The following is a 20,829-nucleotide window of genomic DNA, read 5'->3' as shown; positions in this document are numbered from 1 at the left end:
CTCAATCGCTGATCCAGAGGCCGTTAGTACCTCTGGATTCATATGGTTTTCACCACATTTTTCTTCAATAAAAAGCATGTTTGCTACCGTTGCAACTTCTGGTTTTTATCTGGCAGAAGAGATGTAAATATTTATCCCTTCATGCTGCCGATTTTTAAGGCAAACGTTTATGTTAATTTTGTATTTACTGCTCTGGCTCAGTTAAAAGAGCGAGGTTCTTTTACAGTATGGCAATCACTTTATTGGTACTCTTGAAACGCTTGTTTTATGGCTACTCCTTAGGTTACTATCTAAAAATAGAACAACTTTGCCTGCTTAAAAACTATCATTGACCGATTTTATTTTTTGGGGGAAATACCATTCTGTTATAGTCAATAATTGGCTCTATCGTTAATTGATTGCAATAAAAATAATCTTCAATCACTATCTACCCACAGATTTTAATCAACGCTTGCTGGAGTCAATTTATGAATTCAACTGTTATTCCGACGGGGCTTAATTTGGCCAGTCAAAAACAATTGGAAGAGCTACAACATATCAATCTGCAATTAGCGGCCTTGGATCAACCTGTTTGTGAAGTTGAAGGGGATCAGCAATATCTCAAAATAGCCGATGGTTTGTTGAAGAATTATTCCCAGCAACGCCGTCTCTTGGCCAATTACCGTTGTCCCGCTGATCAACGTATTCAGGATTTCCTTAATGCTTATTTGCTCGAGAATGGCATAGATGAATCCATTCGCATACCGGGGGAAACTTTTGTACTGGAGCGTAAAGGCTTGGCCAGAGAGCTGTCATTACCCTTTCAGTTCAATGAATTTCACTCTGCATATATTGATTCATACCGAATACAGCAAGGCGTCTTGCATAATCCACAAAATGACCGGCGCACGACTAAAGGTGTCTTTCATATTGTTGCTGGCGGGCTTCCTGTTCCGGCTGACAAGAACGAAGTTCCCGTTGCGGCTTATGCACAATTATTGCGTATTGCCTTGTCGCCGCCAGATGATCTGTTGTATCTGCCTTACACCAGCAGGCAAGAAAACTCGGCAAAACTCTGGTTATCTTTATTGCTCAGGCCCATCGTGGCACCTGAGGTTGTTGGTTTAAGCCATAAAAAAACCATGGAAACCCGGTTTTTTGCACCCGGTGGCCTGGTTGCCAATCTTGATTTTGTTGAGTCTATTTTTGGTAATGCGGGCGATCCCTTTCTCCCGGAGAATGATGCGGCGCTGGATATTAATCAATGGACGGGCCATACCGGTTGTATCATTCTTGCGCCACATTTGGTGCACTGTCGCAAACAGGCATTGGGTTTACCGCACTATAAAGAGGCTACCGAACGTCAGCGTAAAGACGGCATGTGCTGGCAACATAAGAATGAACTTTATAATGAGGGTAAACCTTTTAAACTGGTATGCCGCAACATGAAGGGTGTCATTGTTACCCTGATTGCCGATAACTATTTTGGTTACAGTAAAAAAGAAATAAAATCCCAGATCAGCTATTCTGCGAATCTGTTTGGTGGCTGTGAAGAGGAGCATTCCGGTGGCGCACTGGCTTTTCCAAGAGCTATTCTGGGGGAAATTTATTTACCCAAAGAGTTGGATGATAACGAGGGCTATTCTTTCGATAAACTTTGCCAGCTCTTGGGCTCAACGATAGACATTAAAGATGATGGCTATGCGGTAGACAAAAAGCATCCCTCTATTGTTTTTATTCCGGATACGGCACAAATTAATATCCAGCAACAGCAAATAAGCTGGCAGCGTGACAATATTACCGTCACCATAAAACCGCTGATCAATCATACTTATGTTTATCCCAATGGCTTTAGAGTCCATATGGAGCGTCACCCCAACGCACCGAGTTGGCGACTGGTAGGTACTTATACGGAAGGCACCTTTTGTCACAAGCCGAGTACCGTATCAGGCGGTGGCAAGTCAGAAATATCCAAGTCAATTGCCGGCGCCATTATTTCCGGTGCTGTTTTTGTCGATAATTTTGAGAAAGATATGGATATGGTTGCCGATATTTTTGATTATGATTATTCCGGCCGGTTTCGGGATACCGCACGTAACGGGAGTGATCAACGTAGACTGCTCAGCAATAAACGCACGCTGGGTTCGGTTATTAAATTACTGACACCGTCCGTCACCGAGTATTGCCATGACTATAATCATTGGTTAAAGCAAATTCCTCAGCATATTTGGGCGCTTGCGCTGATGATAAAACGTTTTTACAAAGAGGAGTGGGGGCAAAACTGGCGGGAACATTTTTCTGTTGATTTGGTAAATGGTTATCCGGGTAACGAATTGAAATTTCATGGCCGAAAATTGATCGCTAGTTATCTCCGGGTAGGTTTTGATACGAACGGTGCCTGGCGTGTTTTCAAGTTAAGGCAGGACTTTATGGCTTCGGTTAAAGTTCAGATGGAAGATGATATAACGGCCTCTATTGTGGTGCCGTCAAACCGTCTGACAGGGCTTAATCCGGATTATAAAAATCCTAGCGTTAAGCTGGTTGATAACTGTGAGCAAAGTTTTTTTCAACGTCCCGATGATGCCATTAACCGGGGTATGGATTTACAGACTGAGCTTGATTTATCGGGTGCCGACAATTTTATTTCCAATTTCCAACCGCTAACCTCAAATGATGCCCGTGAACTGATGGAAGACATCATTCACTTTGATGAATTCAGTAAGCCAATGCGCAAAGTGATTAGTCAGGCAGCACAAGGCCAGGAAGGTGAATATTTTGTCTCGTCAGCCCATCCACGTTTGGTCGATGGCAAGCCCAGTCTTAATGTCCGTTATCTGCAACTTCGACCGGATATTGTTAACCCGGTAACCCGTTATCTTTCTGAAGTATCCACACGCTTGGTACGTGGTCTTTATGCCGGTCAAGCAGTTTATTTTCCGGTTAACGCGGTACTGCCCGGTCGCCGTAACAATCCAGCCGATAGTGCCGCTGGAATCAGGCCATTGGCGATTTATAATCCCATCCATTATCAGGAGCTACCTGAGCTGTTTATGGATTTTATCTGTAGCCTGACCGGTAAATCACCGTCGACTACCGGCGCAGGTTCTGAAGGTGCACTGACTAAAGGTCCGTTTAACGCGCTGAGCACCACAGCGGATCTTAATACGGCACTGGTTTCCTATATTTTATGCGGCTATCACGGTTATTCGACAGCGGCAGGTTATATCGGCTCTCAACGTAAAATAGATCATGATATCAGTCTGTTAATCCCTGAAGTCTGGTCGCGTTTGCCGGTCGCTCAACGCGATCCTTACTATCTTATCGAGCATGGGCAGTTGGAAAAGCTGGAAGATTTTGACTATGAGGGCCGAACGGTTTATGCCAGCAGATTGGGTTATCGCATCACGGAACGCTTTGTACATACCAATTTTGGTAAAGTCTTTGATTATCCGACAGCTGTATTTGATGAAGCCATGTTAAAGCCGGAAACCCAGGATCTGACCAGTTATGTTGATGGCGTTGACAATGTTTACGAAGCGCAGCAACGGGTTGCCCAAATTTATTTTCAGGATGGCTCAATTAATGATGCCTGCCCACCGCTAAAAGCTCTTATTCATATCATGGCCAATGGCAGCTTTGAAGGTAAATCCATTACTGATCCCGACATTCGCTTTATGTTCACGCGCGATTATTTACTGAAAAGTGATTGGTATCAAGAACGGCTTATAATTAAGCAGGGAAGGGATCACGGGCTTTGGCAGCAACATCGTGATTATATTTTGCAACGTATCAGCGAAACCGAGCAAACTGATTCTTTTAATCAGGTGTTGACTTATAAGCTTGAAGTGACAGAGCGGATGCTTGCCGAGGTCTCTAATCCGTCTTATTTTGAGAATCTACAGGGGACTTTAGGAGCAGACTGGGTACATCATTAAGGGATTTATTGATGACGCTATAAAGAAATTGCCTACTGTTTTTCGCATGTAAACAGTAGGCAATTTAATGACTTGTTTTATGCTTTAGATGTTTTGTTGGCTTCAGCGTTAATTATGGTGTCGTAATGACGGGCTAAAGTAGAATCAGTGGGACGATGCGACAGCTCAGGCTTGGCAGTTGATGCTTTGGCTTGCTTTACTTTGGCGCCAACTTCAGTTTTTAACACCGGTTCTGCGAGTGTTTTTGGTGCTTCGATTGCTTGAGCCAAAGTTTTTGGGTTACCTTCATATCGGGCAATTAATCGCTCAAGTGCATCTTGATCATTTACACATTGCTCTACTTCAGTATTGATCAACGAGTCATAATGACGGCTTAAAGTAGAGTCGGTTGGACGAGGTTTAAGAGATTCAATCATGGTACGTAGATGAGAAACAAAATGTCGTTTCAGTGTTGAATCTTGAGGAACGTTATTGCTGTTTTGCTGAGTGAGGATAGTTGTCGAACCGGCTTTTGACTTTACAGATGATGTAGTTTTGGGCTCGGAATGAGCCGCTGGTTTATTTTCTCCAGTCTGACTTTCCGGCTGTGGTGATTGATTTTTGGCTTTTTTGGTCCTGGAAAGGTAAATAAAAAAAAGTACGACGGCGACGGCTGCAATTAAAAGTTCAATCATAATATTACGTTTTTCCTTGTTTAAAAAAGAGACTACCAGACGTTATTAATGCCTATTTTGCCAAGAATAACTGGTAGTTACCCGATAGTTTTTATCTCCAAACTATAACACTTGTAGCTTTGGTTGGCGACAGCCAAATAAATAAAAATACGATTAATTTTCTATTTTTTTTTAATGTACCGGTTAAAACTAAGCAAGGTTGATATATCCTGTTTTTAGAATAAAGATATGGCGGCTTTGGTTGCTAATATTTGCTGATAATCAAGTCGACAAGTGCTGCTGCCATTCGGCAATCTTGGTCTTTAAATCATCGATATTAATGGTCGTTAGCTGGCGTTGTTTTAATAATTGCTTGCCGGCTACCCAAACGTCAGTGACTTGTTGTCTGCTGGCGGCGTAAACGATTTGCGAGACCGGACAATATAACGGTTGCGTTTCAAGCGTGTTTAAATCAATAGCGATCACATCAGCAGCTTTACCAACACTAAGTGAGCCACAAATAGCATCAAGCCCCAGTGCTTTGGCACCATTAATAGTCGCCATGCGTAACGCGGTCATGGCAGGAATGGCACTGGCGTCACCGGCAACCGCTTTACCCAGCAAAGCCGCCGTGCGCATTTCTCCAAACATATCCAGATCATTGTTACTGGCTGCACCATCGGTTCCCAAAGCGACATTAACACCTGCGGCAAGACACTGGGCAACCTGGCAAAAGCCGCTGGCCAATTTTAAATTGGACTCGGGGCAATGCACGATATGAGCACCGGATTCTGCAAACAGGCTGATTTCTTCATCGTTTAACTGGGTCATGTGTACCGCTATTAAAGAGGGATTGACCAAGCCCAATTCTTGTAATCTTTGTATGGGCCGTTGTCCGGTTTGTGCTTGTGCCTGTTCGATTTCGTGTAAGGTTTCATGAAGATGGATATGTATCGGCAACTCCAATTCATCAGCCAGAATTCTGATTTTTTGCAACGGTTCGTCAGATACCGTGTAAGGTGCATGTGGAGCAAAAGCCGTCGAGCACAGGTCAGAAAGACGTAGTTGCTCATGTAAGGCCAAACCTTTTTCAATATATTCATCACTGTTTTGTGCCCAGACCGAGGGAAAATCAATCACGATCATACCGACTGTTGCCCGTATACCATGGTGTATAGCCTGTTTTGCGGTAATGTCAGGAAAGAAATACATATCATTAAAGCAGGTGGTTCCACCCCGAATCATTTCGGCAATCGCTAAATCAGTGCCGTCTTTAACGAAGGCTTCACTCATCCATTTTTGCTCCAATGGCCAGATGTGGTTTTGCAACCAATCCATTAGCGGTAAATCATCGGCAATACCACGCATTAATGTCATCGCGGCGTGAGTATGGCAATTGATCAAGCCCGGTAGTAAGGCATGATTTTCAAGATTTTCTGTGGCTTTGCCCTGATATTTTTGTTTGGCAAGTTCCGTCGGCAACAAATCAATGATTTTGCCGTTATTAATCACCAAGGTATGGTATTCGTAGGTCACAGATTCCGGTTTAACGGGTATAATCCAGCGGGCATGGATAATGGTATCGACTATCATGAGTTGTTCCTGTAGATGGTAGGCTTGGTCTTAATATAAGCTGACATAATAATCCGCAAGTGATGGGTTACCTTGAGTAACCGATTATAATGTCCGGTAACCAAATTATAACTTTTTACCCTCAGGTTTTATTAAATAATGACTCTGCAAACTAAAAAAACGGTACAGGCCCTGCAATGGACAGGCACTTCTTTAAAAGTCCTGGATCAGCGGCAATTACCGGAAACGCTGGTTTATGATGACTATAACGATGCTGCGGGTGTCACCGAAGCCATTGCAACGATGCGGGTACGCGGCGCACCGGCGATTGGTATCGCTGCCGCTTACGGTGTCGCGCTTTCGGTTATTCAGCATTGTGCAGAAAACCCGGCAAACTGGCAGGAAAAAGTAGCAGGCGACATTGCCATGCTGGCAAAGTCCAGACCAACAGCGGTCAACTTGTTTTGGGCGTTGGCGCAAATGCAGGCTTTATTGGCTCAACCGTTAACGAATCCTCAAGCTGCATTTATTGCCTGTGCCGAGAAAATTCATGCTGATGATATCATCGCCAATACGACAATGGGCGAACTGGGTGCCGATCTTTTAGCCGGCGTTAAAGGTGTCATGACGCATTGTAATACCGGCGCTTTGGCTACCGGTGGTTACGGGACTGCACTCGGCGTTATTCGCAGTGCCACCCAAAGACAGCCATTAAACGTTTATGCCGGAGAAACCCGTCCCTGGTTGCAGGGTGCAAGATTAACCGTTTGGGAGTTGGCTCAAGACGACATCCCCGTTACTTTACTGGCCGATTCAGCCGCCGCCTGGTTAATGAGGTCAGGTGCTATCGATTGGGTTATTGTCGGTGCTGACAGGATTGCCGCCAATGGCGATACCGCCAATAAAATAGGCACCTATTCTTTGGCGGTCCTGGCTAAACAACATGGTGTTAAATTTATGGTCGTAGCGCCGATAACGACTATCGATTGGGCTATTGAAAATGGCGATCAGATAGAAATCGAGCAACGCGACCAGAGTGAGTTGTTACCGGCTTGTTATCATAAAGAAGGCTCATTGGTTAGCGCCTGGAATCCGGTATTTGATGTCACGCCCGCTGAATTAATTTCGGCACTGGTAACCGAACGTGGTGTAGTATTAAATCCAACTGAACAAGGTATGAGAGGTTTAAAAGATGCTATTTGACAAAAAAGGCAACAATCCGGCTTTGGCTGTGAGTTATTTATTTAAAGGCCTGAAATTATTAACCAGCCCTCAATTGCGCACGTTTATTCTTATCCCGGTTTTAATTAATATCGTGTTATATAGCGTGGCCTTAACGCTGGGTTATTACTATATTGCTGATTTGATTAACCAGTTTATTCCGGGTTGGCTGCAATGGTTAAGCTGGTTCTTATGGCCATTATTTTTCATCAGCTTTTTTATTGCCGGTTTTTTTACCTTTACGGTATTGGCTAACCTGCTTGCTGCGCCTTTTTACGGCAAATTATCGGCAAAAACCTTGGCGCTTATTACCGGTCAAGCTATCGTAATTGACGAACAACCTTTAATTAAGGTTATATTGGCTGAAGTAAAGCGCGCCGGTTATTTATTAAGCCGAGCCTTACCGCTGGTCATCGTGTCTTTTATCCCCGGCCTTAACGTGATTGCACCTTTTTTATGGGTTTTATTCGGCGCGTGGGGTATGGCACTGGAATACCTGGCTTATCCATTGGAAAATGCCGGTGTATTATTTTCTGACCAGAAACAGTTGGTTAAAAGTATTCGTTTGGGAGCGTTAAGCTTTGGCGGTATCGCCGCGATGGGGCTTACTATTCCGGTATTAAATATCATTGTCGCACCGGCAGCTGTCATTGGCGCGACGATTTATTTTAATGAGATCAAGAAGCAGGGTTAAATTAAGAGTATTCAACATGACTTATATCTGTAGGGTATAGCGCTTAGCTTATATATTTTACAGATTAGATCTTATGTTTTGACCACGTTTAGGTAAGGTTGGCACATAGAGGATTCCCGGTTTTACAACGTGGTCAGTGGCTGGCACATAGAAAATACTCGGTTTTACAACGTAGAGAGTAGTCTTCTATTCAGCAAAACAGAATCGAGGATTTAAGTTTCGAATTAAGCTCTAAAAATGGTAAGCTTTGCCTACATTGCTTGGCTTCGGATTGCACCTTACGAGTTAATATTTGCTTAGTGCATCCTCTGCTTCAATGTCTTGGTCTGCACACGCTTTAATCATTGCGTATCCATTTTTTGTTCCTATTTGAATAATACATCGCTTAGTAATGGCTTCGTGATTTTTTAAGTATAAACCAAGAACGCCGAGAGCTTCTATGTCTTGATCGACACATGCTTTAACCATTGCTGCGCCATGTTCGCCAATTTGGATTTGGCAACGTTCTTTTATTTCTTGTGTGAAATCACTTGTTTTCTGTTTATTCTCATTTTCAACTGTTTCGGGTAGGGGAACGATTCCTTTTTTATTATTTATTTTCCCATTTTTGAAATTTGCCTCCATTGTTTTCTGTCCATTTTCATTCCACGATGTAGCTAAACCATTCTGTTTCCCGTCTTTTAAGTGTATTTCAAAGTTTTTCTGTCCGTTTGCATACCAAGCTGTAGATAATCCATTTTTCTCCCCATCTTTGTAATTTTCTTCAAGTTTTTTCTGTCCACTTTCATACCACTGTGTGCCTAATCCGTTAAATTTTCCACCTATAAAGCCCATTTCAATATCTTTCTGTCCATTTTTATGCCAACCTATCATTAATCCATTTTTCTCCCCGTTCTTGTAGTGTATTTCAGATTTTTTCTGCCCATTTTCATACCACTGTGTATCTAATCCAGTCTGTTTATCGTCTTTGAAATTGGCTTCAACTTCTTTCTGTCCTTTTTCATTCCAACCCATCATTAATCCGTTTTGCTTCCCATTTTTGAGATTTAGTTCAACCTCTTTTTGTCCGTTTTCATGCCACGTTGTAGCTAATCCGTTTCCTATTCCATCTTTGAAGTTAAATTCAGACTTTTTCTGTCCGATTTCATACCACTGTGTGCTCAATCCATTCAGTTTTCCATCTATGTAGTTTTTTTCAATGTCTTTCTGTCCATTCGGATAATACGTTTCATATTTACCAGTGAAAGGTTTATTTTCATTAGGTAAATAAGCAATCCCATTTCTTACCTCTATGACTTTAGTGATTCTTTCTTTAAGTTTCCCTGAAATATCATCCATTTTTTGTGCTGAGGATATGGAACTATTAGAGGCAACTTTATCCTTTGCTGTTGTGCATCCTGCTAACGTTAGTAATACACTTAACAGCAAGACAAGTTGTTTAATTTTCATATCGCTTAATCCTTAATTTATTTGATGGTGACTTTGACATCATAGTATTCACCTGTTGCTCAACGAAGTTTGTAGGCTGGGAGCGATAGCGTAACCTAACATTTGCCGCTTCGATGTGTTGGGTTACGGCTATCGCCTAACCCAACCTACGGCTCTTTGATTAATAGAGTAAAAACTTTGTGATCTTCGTGTCTTCGTGGTGAAAAGCTTTAACAAAATCGCCAACAAGCCTTTATAACAGTTTTACCAGTGCAGCCACTATGCCAACTGATACAGCTATAAGACCAACCAGCTTAATGATTAAGCGTTGCTCAACCTGAATAAGATGAGAATCAATTTGTGCAAAGCGCCCATCCAGGCGTAATTCTGTTTCAGATAGGCGATAATCAAGTGATTGGTTGGTTACCAATGTTTCTTGAGTATCAGTAATAACGTGCACAATAACTTCTGTTTGTTCGCGCGGAACTCCAGCCGATTCCAGACGCTGTACAAAATGTAATTGTGGTCATAGCGCTTCCTCTAAACTGTATGCCAATGATTTACCGGTTTGAAGTGTTGGGTTACGGCTATCGCCTAACCCAACCTACAACTCCATTAACTCCCAATCAAAAAACTTCGTGTTCTTCGTGTCTCGGCAACTGCTCCTGCGTTGCTCTACCTCCTGCATCCATGCAGTCGTTCGTGGTGAAAGCTTTACCCCCCAGCAATCGTTATTTCTTGATATAAAGATCGGTAATGGTGCCGGTGATCATTTCAGCGGCAAAGCCAAAGGTTTCGGCCAACGTGGGGTGAGCATGAATGGTTAAGCTGATATCTTCGGCATCCGCGCCCATTTCCAGTGCCAGTACGGCTTCTGCAATTAACTCGCCGGCGTTGGTGCCGACCATGCCGGTACCCAGCAGTTTGCCGGTGCCTTTTTCACAGAGTATTTTGGTTAAACCTTCTTTTCGACCAATGCACAAGGAACGGCCACTGGCAGCCCAAGGAAATACCGCCTTGTCGTATTCGATACCTTGTTGCTTGGCCTGGTTTTCGGTAAGTCCCATCCAGGCAATTTCAGGATCGGTATAGGCAACGGAAGGAATCGTCAGGGCATCAAAGTGGGTTTTATGCCCGGCAGTCACTTCGGCGGCTACTTTGCCTTCATGGACTGCTTTGTGCGCCAGCATGGGGTTGCCGACGATATCGCCGATGGCAAAGATGTGTCCGACATTGGTACGTTGTTGCTTATCGACAGCAATAAAGCCCTGTTCATCGACAGTAATGCCAGCCAGATCAGCACCGATTAACGGTCCGTTAGGCCTGCGGCCGACTGCAACCAAAACAGCATCAAACAGCTCTGATTCAGGTGCGCCTTTACCCTCAAAGAAAACTTTCAGGCCTTCGTTGTGAGATTCAATAGACGTTACACGGGTGTCCAGCCAGATATTTTTATATTGCTTTTTTATACGGCGAAATAACGGTGTCACCAAGTCTTTATCGCAACCGGGAATGATTTGATCCATGAGCTCAACGACACTGATTTCTGAACCCATTGCATGGTAAACCGTTGCCATTTCCAAACCAATAATGCCGCCACCGACAATCAATAGCTTTTTAGGGATTTCTTTTAATGCCAACGCATCCGTTGAATCCCATAACCGTGGATCATCATGCGGAAAAATCGGTATTTTAGTGGGACGTGAACCGGCGGCAATAATGGCCTGATCAAAGCGGATGGTTTTAATGCCCTCTTCAGTTTCCACGGCCACAGTATCCGGCGAGGTAAATTTTCCTGTGCCTTGAATCAAGGTGACTTTACGTTGTTTTACCAAGCCAGCCAGTCCGTCATTTAAGGATTTGGTAATGCTTTCTTTCCAGCTTCTGATTTTATCAATATCAATCGTCGGCTCACCGTAACTGACACCGTGTTGTGCAAATTCTTCGGCTTCATGAATTATTTGCGCAGTATGCAGCAGCGCTTTTGATGGAATACAGCCGACATTAAGGCACACGCCGCCCAACACCGGATAGCGCTCAATCAATACGACCTGTTTACCTAAATCGGCAGCACGAAATGCCGCACTGTAACCACCCGGGCCGCCGCCAAGCACTAAAACTTCTGCATGTAAAACTTCTTCATTCATTGTTGGTATTTCCCGTATTAAAGTAATAAACGACGAATATCACTTAAGTATTGCTTGAGGGTAGCCATAAAACGGGCACCTTGTGCACCATCAATGACCCGGTGGTCATAAGTTAAATCGAGCGGCAACATCAGGCGAGGTAAAAATTCCTTGCCATTCCAGACCGGTTGCATTTTTGCCCGCGTAACACCGAGTATGGCAACTTCCGGTGCATTAACAATGGGTGTAAACGAGGTGCCGCCAATGCCGCCAAGACTGGAAATGCTCATGCAGCCACCCTGCATGTCACCGGGCAACAACTTGCCCAGACGGGCTTTGTCACTTTTTTGGGCTAATTCAAGCGCCAGTTCATTGATGTTTTTGTTGTTAACATTGCGCAATACGGGCACGACCAGGCCGTTAGGCGTATCAACGGCGATGCCGATATTAAAATATTTTTTTAGAATCAAGCTTTCGCCATCGGCCGATAAAGACGCATTGAACTCTGGAAACTGCTGCATGGCGGCAACCAGTGCTTTAATGATAAACATCAAGCCGGTGATTTTTAATTCACCTTTGGTTTTTTCGGCATTCAGTGCATTACGAAAGGCTTCCATGTCGGTGATATCAACTTCTTCATGGTAGGTAACCATCGGCAAATTAAGCCAGACACGCGTCAGGTTTTGCCCCGTCAGACGTTTAATCTTGCTGAGTTTTTGAATTTCTGTTTCGCCATACGGTGAAAAATCAACGGCAGGCAGACTCGGGATACCCGATCCGGTGGCGACGATACCTTCAGTAATCACTTTTTTGACGAAGTTTTTGACATCGTCTTTTAAAATGCGTCCCTTACGCCCGCTACCGGTTTTTATCTTGCTGACATCAACGCCCAGTTCGCGTGCAAAAAGCCGTATGGCCGGTGACGCATGGGCTTTTCCAGTGGCAGGATCAATGCTTGCTACAGTCTCTGCTGACGCTACGACAGGTGCCGATTTTACCGGCAGATTGACAGGTTCAGGCGCTTTATCTGCTACAGGCAAATCGACTGGAGCGGCTACCGGGGTAGCGGCTTGTTGAGCGGGTTCTGTACTACTGGCAGCTGCATCACTTGCCAGTACCGTTGCAATTAACGAGCCTTCTGATACTTTATCACCTGGCTTGATATAGACTTGCTGGATGGTTCCTGACGCACTGGAGGGTAAATCCATACTGGCTTTATCCGTTTCCAGTGTCGCAACAGTCTGCTCCAGTGCGACGATATCACCGGCCTGAATCAATACTTCAACAACGTCAATTTCAGCAACATTACCTACATCGGGAACTCTAATTTCTATTAATATTGCCATTTCAATATCTTCCTGACAAGGTAGCCATAGGCAATTTACAGCCAAATATAGCCGTAAGGTGCTGGTGTTCAATGAAAACAGTCATGTATGTCCTTCCGTTAAATTAGCCAGGGAGCTTTAACATCCGCCGCTATACCGTATTTAGCGATGGCTACCTCTACTTTGGCAGGATCAAATTGACCCAGATCAGCCAGACTTTTCAGTGCGGCAATGGTGACATGGAAACGATCCACTTCAAAAAACCGTCGTAAGTTTTCACGGGTATCGGAGCGGCCAAAACCATCGGTACCCAATACGGTATAAGGTGCTGCAATATACGCTCGAATTTGTTCGGCAAAGGCACGGGTATAATCCGTTGCGGCAATGACAGGGCCCACCGCATTACCAAGACAATTGGCAACATGCGCTTGTCGGGCTGGTTCTGTTGGATGTAACCGGTTCCAGCGTTCACAGGATTGGCCATCACGGGCCAATTCGGTAAAGCTTGGGCAGCTCCATAAATCGGCTTCTACGCCCCAATCGTTTTTGAGCAACTCGGCGGCAAATTCAACTTCACGGAAAATGGTTCCAGATCCTAATAACTGCACTCGGGGTGCTTTGTTTTTAGGACCTGTTCGAAAATTATACATACCTTTAAGTATATCCAATTCTATCCCTTTGGGCATGGCCGGATGGCTATAATTTTCGTTCATCACTGTGATGTAGTAAAAAATATCTTCTTGGTCGACATACATACGTCGCAAGCCATCCTGAATGATGACCGCCACTTCATAAGCGTAGGTTGGATCATAGGATACGCAATTAGGGACGGTAGCCGCCATCAAGTGACTGTGTCCATCCTCGTGCTGGAGGCCTTCGCCGTTCAGGGTCGTTCTTCCGGCAGTACCACCCATTAAAAAGCCACGGGTACGTTGATCGGCAGCAGCCCAGATTAAATCACCCACACGTTGGAAACCAAACATGGAGTAATAGATAAAAAACGGGATCATCGGTACGTTATGGGTTGAGTAGGCCGTGCCTGCCGCAATCCAGTCACACAAACCGCCCGCTTCATTGATACCTTCCTGCAGCACCTGACCGTGCTTGTCTTCTTTGTAGAACATCAGTTGATCGGCATCTTGCGGGGTATACAATTGACCGACCTGTGACCAGATGCCCAGCTGTCTGAACATGCCTTCCATGCCAAAAGTCCGGGATTCGTCAGGAACAATCGGCACAATGCGTTTGCCAATATTTTTATCTTTGACCAAAATATTGAGTATATTAACAAAGGCCATGGTAGTGGAAATCTCGCGGCCTTCACGGGTTGCTTCCAGTAAGGATTTAAAATCACTTAATACCGGTACATCCAGCGCATAAGATTTTGATCTTCTGGACGGTAAATGTCCGCCCAATTCTGCACGACGTTGCTGCATGTACAGCAGTTCTTTTGAGTCTTCGGCAAAGGTCAGATAAGGCAGATTGTGCATTTCTTCATCGGTGACCGGTAAATCATAGCGATCCCGAAAATGGCTCAGCGATATGTCGCTCATCTTTTTTTGTTGATGAGAAATATTCTGGGCTTCTCCGGATGAACCCATACCGTAACCTTTAATGGTCTTGGCTAAAATAACGGTAGGTTGACCTTTATGATGTACAGCCGCATGAAAAGCCGCATAGGTTTTGGCAGGATCATGACCGCCTCTGTTCAGTTCCCAGATATCTCGATCAGACCAGTCGGAAACCATTTCTTTTAGTTCCGGCGTATTAAAAAAGTGTTCACGGACATAAGCGCCATCTTTCGCTTTAAAGGTTTGATAGTCGCCATCGGCACACGCCATCATGCGGGCTGTAAGTAAACCATCCCTGTCACGAGCCAATAACGCATCCCAGCGTTGACCCCAAACCAGTTTAATAACGTTCCAACCGGCACCGCGAAATTCACTTTCCAATTCCTGAATGATTTTGCCATTACCACGCACAGGGCCATCCAGACGCTGTAGATTACAGTTAATCACAAAAATGAGATTATCCAGTTTTTCACGCCCGGCCATACCGATAGCGCCCAATGATTCAGGTTCATCGGTTTCACCATCACCTAGAAAACTCCAGACTTTACGTTCCGAAGTATCGGCAAAGCCGCGATCCTGCAAGTAACGCATGAAACGGGCCTGGTAAATTGCCATAATCGGGCCAAGTCCCATCGAAACTGTCGGGAACTGCCAGAAATCCTGCATTAACCAAGGATGTGGGTAAGATGGCAGTCCATTACCGTCGACTTCCTGGCGGAAGTTATCCATTTGCTCTTTAGTCAGTCTTCCAAGCAAGAAGGCACGTGCATAATCACCCGGTGTCAAATGGCCTTGGGTAAAAATTAAATCGCCGTCATTTTGATCGGAAGCGGCATGCCAAAAATGATTGTAACCGACATCGTAAAGGGTCGCGGCTGAAGCAAAACTGGCAATATGTCCACCGACATTGGTATGTTTATTCGCTCGCAATACCATCATCATGGCATTCCAGCGCACATAGGAGCGGATTTTCTGTTCGATAATGGCATCGCCAGGAAACTTGGCTTGCCGGGAAACCGGAATGGTATTGATATAAGCGGTGTTGGCACTAAAAGGGATGTCAAATCCTGAATGCCGTGCTGCAGCAACGAGTTGTTCAATCAGAAAATGCGCGCGATCACTGCCATCTTGCTCTAATACTGATTGCAGGGCTTCAACCCACTCTTTGGTTTCGGTCGGATCAATGTCATTCTGTCCGGTAATCTCTGGAATTAAACTGTTGTTCATGAGTGATCCTGTTGGGACGCGGTGTGCATGGCTTAAAGAATTATTTTACTATGAAATTTAATTTAGTCGTTTTGACTCGGTTTGCAAGATCAGCTGAGAAAATATCAGTATCAATGCAGTCTGAATGACTTGGTAACGGTACATAGTATATACAATTGAAGGTGCGCAATACACCCGTTTTAGTAAGTGATGTTCCTGATTGTCCACGAAAGGCATTAAAAACACGAAATAAAGGCTGATCGACAAGCCATTTTAGCTAATACCAAAAAACTGGTTATTTCTGCAGGCAAGCTGGAGGTCATAACCTTGGATGTTACGGATTATGGGTTCTGAAGCTTAAGACTGCGCTTGTTTTGTGACGCGTATTGCCCCGTTTAGCCAGGTATAACAGTCAGCTTTACTTTATATAAAGAGGTAATTCCAGGTCAAGAACTTGGGAACCCGCTAAAAAGCTGTAAAATAGCTGTTTTATTTTTCATTTCCCTATACATCATGCGTACTAGTCAATTCCCTCTAAATACCGTAAAAGAAACACCTGCTGACGCCGAAATAACCAGTCATCAACTGATGATACGTGCGGGGCTCATTCGCAAACTGGCTGCCGGTCTTTACACCTGGCTCCCGTTGGGGTTGCGTGTGCTACGTAAAGTAGAAAAAATTACGCGGGATGAAATGGAAAAAGTAGGCGCATTGGAAGTGTTAATGCCGGCCTTACAACCGGCGGAACTTTGGCAGGAAACCGGGCGCTGGGAGCAATATGGCCCCGAGCTGGCACGGTTGAAAGATCGTCATGATCGTGAGTTTTGCTTAGGCCCCACGCATGAAGAAATTATTACCGATCTGGCGCGTAATGAATTAAAAAGCTATAAACAATTGCCCATTACTTATTATCAGGTACAGACCAAATTTCGCGATGAAATCCGTCCGCGTTTCGGTGTTATGCGTTCGCGTGAGTTTATTATGAAGGATGCTTATTCCTTTCATTTGGATCAAGACTCGTTACAACAAACTTATGATGTCCTGTATCAGGCTTATACCAATATTTTCAATCAATTGGGCTTAAAATTTCGCGCTGTTGTTGCTGATTCGGGCTCTATCGGTGGGGCCATTTCGCATGAATTTCATGTGTTGGCCGATTCCGGTGAAGATGCCATTGCCTTCTCAACCGGTAGCGATTATGCGGCTAACGTTGAAAAGGCTGAAGCGTTGATGCCGACCGGATCTCGCGCCCCGGCAACCGCTGACAAGCAAGTCATCGATACGCCAAATCAACACAGCATTGAAGACGTTAGCCAATTCTTGGGCTTGTCTGCTACACAATGCCTTAAGACCTTGATTGTTAAAGGCGAAGATGAAGGCTTGGTAGCTTTGTTGTTAAGAGGCGATCATGAGCTGAATAAAATCAAGGCAGAAAAAATAGCGGGTGTTGCTTCGCCACTGGAATTTGCCAGTGAAGATGATATTCAACGTGCCTGTAACTGCAAACCAGGATCTATAGGTCCACTAGGTCTGACAATACCTGTTATCGCTGATCGTAGCGTCGTGGTTATGTCTGATTTTGTTTGTGGTGCCAATGAAGATGGCAAGCATTTTCAAGGTGTCAATTGGGAACGCGATTTACCGGTTCCTGACTGTGTTGCCGATATTCGCACGGTTGTTGAAGGTGATCCGAGTCCTGATGGTCAGGGCGAAATTACCCTGGCTCGTGGTATTGAAGTCGGTCATATCTTTCAGTTGGGCAGTAAATACAGCGAGTCCATGAAAGCTGGCGTCATTAATGAAGGGGGTAAAAACCAAATTATGCTCATGGGCTGTTACGGTATTGGTATTTCTCGCGTGGTTGCTGCGGCGATTGAACAAAACCATGATGATAAAGGCATTATCTGGCCTGCCAATCTGGCACCTTTTCAAGTTGCGCTTTGCCCCATGAACATGCACAAATCCGAGCGTCTTAAAGTTGCTGCCGAGCAGCTCTATCAAGACTTGCGGGCTGCCGGTATCGACGTATTGTTTGATGACAGAAAAGTACGGGCAGGCTTTATGTTTTCCGATATGGAGTTAATCGGTGTTCCGCATTGCGTTATTATTGGTGATCGTGGTCTGGATGCCGGTACGCTTGAATACAAAGGCAGAACAGGGCAGGGCAGTGAAGAAGTCCCGTTTGCAAATATCATTGAATTTCTGCAAGCAAAGTTGGTTTAAATCGGGTATTTTTTTCGCAGGAAATCGCCTAAAGCCTGCGTCTGTAAAAATATGCTGATTACTTGAGAGTTAAGTTGAGTGATTAAAAATGCTCTGTCAGGAAACTGGCGGGGCATTTTTTTTGTGAGTTAAGCTTAGACGTATTGCCGCTATTCAGTCATAAAAAATAGTTTTTCATCGTACAACAGGCCGTAGCATTATTCTTCCAATAAACTCTTTTGTTTCTTTGGGTAGCGACACGGTTGACTTTTACCCAGAACTGATAAGCTTACGGTTAACCCACACAAAAGGTATATTCATGAAAATTCTAATTTTACTGGCTGGCATGTTGTTATTTGCACAGTCAGCAGTCTCGGCAGAACCTTGTTCTGATTTGCTGAATTATAAAATGAGCAAGTTAAGATCAAGTGAACAGCTTGATTTTTGCCAGGCATTTAAAGGTAAGGTCATTTTGGCTGTTAATACCGCCAGTAATTGCGGTTATACGCCACAATTTAAAGGTCTGGAAGCGTTGTATCAAAAATATAAAGATAAGGGTCTGGTTGTGGTCGGTTTCCCCTCTAATGAATTTAATCAGGAGTTTGATGAATCGGAAAAAACCGCCAAAGTCTGTTATATCAATTATGGCGTGACTTTTCCGATGCTGGAAAAAAGCGCAGTCAAGGGAGCAGAGGCCAATACTTTTTTTAAAAAGCTTATTCAAACTACCGGTCAAGCGCCAGAATGGAATTTTTATAAATATTTGATTAGTCGGGATGGTGCAACTGTTGAGGCGTTTGCCAGTAATGTCACTCCCGAACAACTGGATTCTAAAATTAATTCACTGCTAATGGCGAAATAGTTGCTGAGCTTAACTTTATTGCTGGTAGATGACTGGTTTTTTTAGCCTCGTTAGCAATTTTTGAAGTCAGTTTCAGTGGATCTTGTTTAACTAATTTTACAGTAGTGCTTGATATAAGGATTAAATGATTATGCGTAATGTCGGGCTTTATTGGTTTGGTAATGATTTACGGGTCCACGATAATGTTGCGCTGTTAAAAGCAGCGGCCGAGGTGGATTATTTACTCTGTGTTTATTGTCTGGACCCGCAGTGGTTATCGCCGAATCAATATGGTTTGGCAATGATGTCAGCTAATCGTTGGCGTTTTTTAAAAGCTTCGCTGCTGGATCTCGATAAGCAATTACATAAACTTGGCCAGCATCTTGTGGTGTGTTATCAATCACCCGTAAAAGCCATTACAGCGCTGGTTGGTGAGCATGGCATTTCGTCGCTTTATCGCAGTCGCCAAACCGGTTTTTATGAAAATCAACTAATGCTGGCCTTACAAAAGCAGTTACCATCATTGCAGTTGGTCGAGTCGGACACGCATAGTTTATATTCCCTGGAGCAACTACCTTTTGCTTTGGATAAATTACCTGATACGTTTAGCAAATTTAGACAGGCAGTTGAACAAGTACCCGTTGAAAAGCCGTTGCCTGTCCCTGATTTCTTGCCATCCAGCCCTGCAGCATCAACTGATTGGTTAGTGGATTTTCCTGATTGTTTAAAATTTACTCCTGACGCTGATCAGGAAATGGTTTTCAATGGCGGTGAAACAGCTGGTTTAAAGCAGTTAACGGATTATTTTGCCAAGGGCTCTGCTAGTCGTTATAAAGAGCTTCGCAATGAACTGGATGGCTGGGATAATTCAACCAAATTTTCGCCCTGGCTGGCTAACGGCAATCTCTCTGCCCGGCAAATTTGCCACTATTTAAATGATTTCGAACAAAAAGTTGGTGCTAATGAATCGACGTATTGGATATTTTTTGAATTATTATGGCGCGAATATTTTCAATGGTATGCCCATCGCCATGGCAAATACTTGTTTGTTTTTCAGGGTATCAAACAGCAAAAACCCTTAACCAGTTTTTACCCCGAACGGTTTCAGAAGTGGTGTCTGGGTAATACGCCGTATCCTTTGGTAAACGCTGCCATGAAACAACTCAATACCACCGGCTTTATGTCCAATCGTGCCCGGCAAATTGTCGCCAGTTGTCTGGTCAATGAGTTGGCAGTCGATTGGCGTTATGGCGCCGCTTATTTTGAGCAGCAATTGCTGGATTATGATGTCGCCAGCAACTGGGGTAACTGGCAATATCTGGCCGGCGTTGGCGCTGATCCCCGGAGCAATCGGCATTTCAATCTGGACAAGCAAACCAGGCAATACGATCAGGAAGGAAGCTTTATTAACAAGTGGCAGGGGCAAAGTCCAAATTTACCATTGGATTCTGTCGATGCTGCTGATTGGCCGCTTATCACTCCTTAAACCTATAAAGCCGGCTTTTGTAAATGTCGTGTCATTAATCGAAACCGACTTGGGATAGTGTCGGTTTTTTATGTGCCCGATCTTAATGTTTTTAATACTGGAGTTTGGATAAGTCAGCTATAAATTATATAGCTATCGCTAATTCTGTTTATTGAGGGCCATGTGCAGCATATTGACTATTTAGGTGATTTTCTTAGAATAATATACTCAGTTTACTGGTCTTTTTATTCATTTACTGTGTTGTCAAAATAGTTACGTAACCAGCAGCTACGCGCCTATTTTTACGCATCGGCAACTGCTCCTGCGTCTCTTAAGGAGCCTACTGTTGGTGCTTTAGCTCCTGCATAATCCACAGGGATGTGGTGAATGCAGATATTGCAGGAGCAAATATCTGTCCTTGCAGTCGTTGTAAATAAACAAAATCCTGCGCCACTTGGGTATATTAATTCTTGCATATCACTTTAGTCATCACTATCGCTTAATAGTGCGGTCATCGTTGGATTGAAGAATCGGTAGGTATTCTTTCCTGATTTCTTGGCTACATACATCGCTGTGTCGGCGTTATTCATTAGTTGATCGGTCGAATGATT

The 20,829-nt window shown here is 44.1% G+C and carries 13 protein-coding genes; 6 read left to right on the top strand and 7 right to left on the bottom strand.

From position 1 onward, the window contains the following. Positions 1-467: 467 nt before the first annotated feature. The gene (locus N7974_RS14280; protein ID WP_262966269.1) at positions 468-3,914 is read left to right on the top strand and encodes a hypothetical protein; all 3,447 of its coding nucleotides are present in this window, start codon (positions 468-470) and stop codon (positions 3,912-3,914) included. Between the two features lie 77 nt (positions 3,915-3,991). On the opposite strand, the gene N7974_RS14275 is transcribed toward N7974_RS14280, so the two are convergent. Beyond that, positions 3,992-4,588, bottom strand: a complete 597-nt coding sequence (locus N7974_RS14275; protein ID WP_262966268.1) for a hypothetical protein — start codon at positions 4,586-4,588, stop codon at positions 3,992-3,994. Positions 4,589-4,849: 261 nt separating this feature from the next. Further along, positions 4,850-6,160 (bottom strand): TRZ/ATZ family hydrolase, encoded by a 1,311-nt coding sequence (locus N7974_RS14270; protein ID WP_262966267.1) that lies wholly within the window; start codon positions 6,158-6,160, stop codon positions 4,850-4,852. Between the two features lie 138 nt (positions 6,161-6,298). Here N7974_RS14270 and mtnA point away from each other — a divergent pair, with 138 nt between their 5' ends. Both mtnA and cysZ read left to right on the top strand, forming a co-directional pair. Then, positions 6,299-7,342 carry an S-methyl-5-thioribose-1-phosphate isomerase gene (gene mtnA / locus N7974_RS14265; protein WP_262966266.1) on the top strand — a complete coding sequence of 348 codons (1,044 nt, stop codon included), beginning with the start codon at positions 6,299-6,301 and terminating at the stop codon, positions 7,340-7,342. Next, complete coding sequence (gene cysZ, locus N7974_RS14260) at positions 7,332-8,054, top strand: sulfate transporter CysZ (RefSeq protein ID WP_262966265.1); 723 nt, start codon at positions 7,332-7,334, stop codon at positions 8,052-8,054. Before mtnA ends, cysZ begins: the two co-directional genes overlap by 11 nt. A gap of 285 nt (positions 8,055-8,339) precedes the next feature. On the opposite strand, the gene N7974_RS14255 is transcribed toward cysZ, so the two are convergent. The 5 genes from N7974_RS14255 to aceE all read right to left on the bottom strand — a co-directional run bounded on the left by N7974_RS14255 (position 8,340) and on the right by aceE (position 15,731). After that, entirely contained in the window at positions 8,340-9,503 is a 1,164-nt protein-coding gene (locus N7974_RS14255) for a toxin-antitoxin system YwqK family antitoxin (RefSeq protein ID WP_262966264.1), read from the bottom strand. Between the two features lie 232 nt (positions 9,504-9,735). After that, positions 9,736-9,942 (bottom strand): hypothetical protein, encoded by a 207-nt coding sequence (locus N7974_RS14250; protein WP_262966263.1) that lies wholly within the window; start codon positions 9,940-9,942, stop codon positions 9,736-9,738. 271 nt (positions 9,943-10,213) lie between these two features. Continuing rightward, positions 10,214-11,629: a dihydrolipoyl dehydrogenase gene (gene lpdA, locus N7974_RS14245; RefSeq protein ID WP_262966262.1), complete on the bottom strand. Its 1,416-nt coding sequence runs from the start codon at positions 11,627-11,629 to the stop codon at positions 10,214-10,216. 17 nt (positions 11,630-11,646) lie between these two features. After that, positions 11,647-12,954, bottom strand: a complete 1,308-nt coding sequence (locus tag N7974_RS14240) for a 2-oxo acid dehydrogenase subunit E2 (RefSeq protein WP_262966261.1) — start codon at positions 12,952-12,954, stop codon at positions 11,647-11,649. Positions 12,955-13,052: 98 nt separating this feature from the next. After that, positions 13,053-15,731: a pyruvate dehydrogenase (acetyl-transferring), homodimeric type gene (aceE, locus tag N7974_RS14235; protein WP_262966260.1), complete on the bottom strand. Its 2,679-nt coding sequence runs from the start codon at positions 15,729-15,731 to the stop codon at positions 13,053-13,055. Positions 15,732-16,223: 492 nt separating this feature from the next. On the opposite strand from aceE, the gene N7974_RS14230 reads away from it, so the two are divergent. From N7974_RS14230 to N7974_RS14220, 3 genes are all read left to right on the top strand, one after another. Then, a complete protein-coding gene (locus tag N7974_RS14230; protein WP_262966259.1) occupies positions 16,224-17,933 on the top strand; it encodes a proline--tRNA ligase in 1,710 nt (569 codons plus the stop codon). Between the two features lie 298 nt (positions 17,934-18,231). After that, positions 18,232-18,774 (top strand): glutathione peroxidase, encoded by a 543-nt coding sequence (locus tag N7974_RS14225; protein ID WP_262966258.1) that lies wholly within the window; start codon positions 18,232-18,234, stop codon positions 18,772-18,774. 130 nt (positions 18,775-18,904) lie between these two features. After that, a complete protein-coding gene (locus tag N7974_RS14220; protein ID WP_262966257.1) occupies positions 18,905-20,239 on the top strand; it encodes a DASH family cryptochrome in 1,335 nt (444 codons plus the stop codon). The last annotated feature ends 590 nt before the right edge of the window (positions 20,240-20,829 follow it).

Source organism: Methylobacter psychrophilus (genome assembly GCF_025583945.1).
GTDB classification, from domain to species: domain Bacteria; phylum Pseudomonadota; class Gammaproteobacteria; order Methylococcales; family Methylomonadaceae; genus Methylobacter_C; species Methylobacter_C psychrophilus.
Note: the sequence above shows the minus strand (reverse complement) of the source record. Positions and strands in the feature narration are given on the sequence as shown.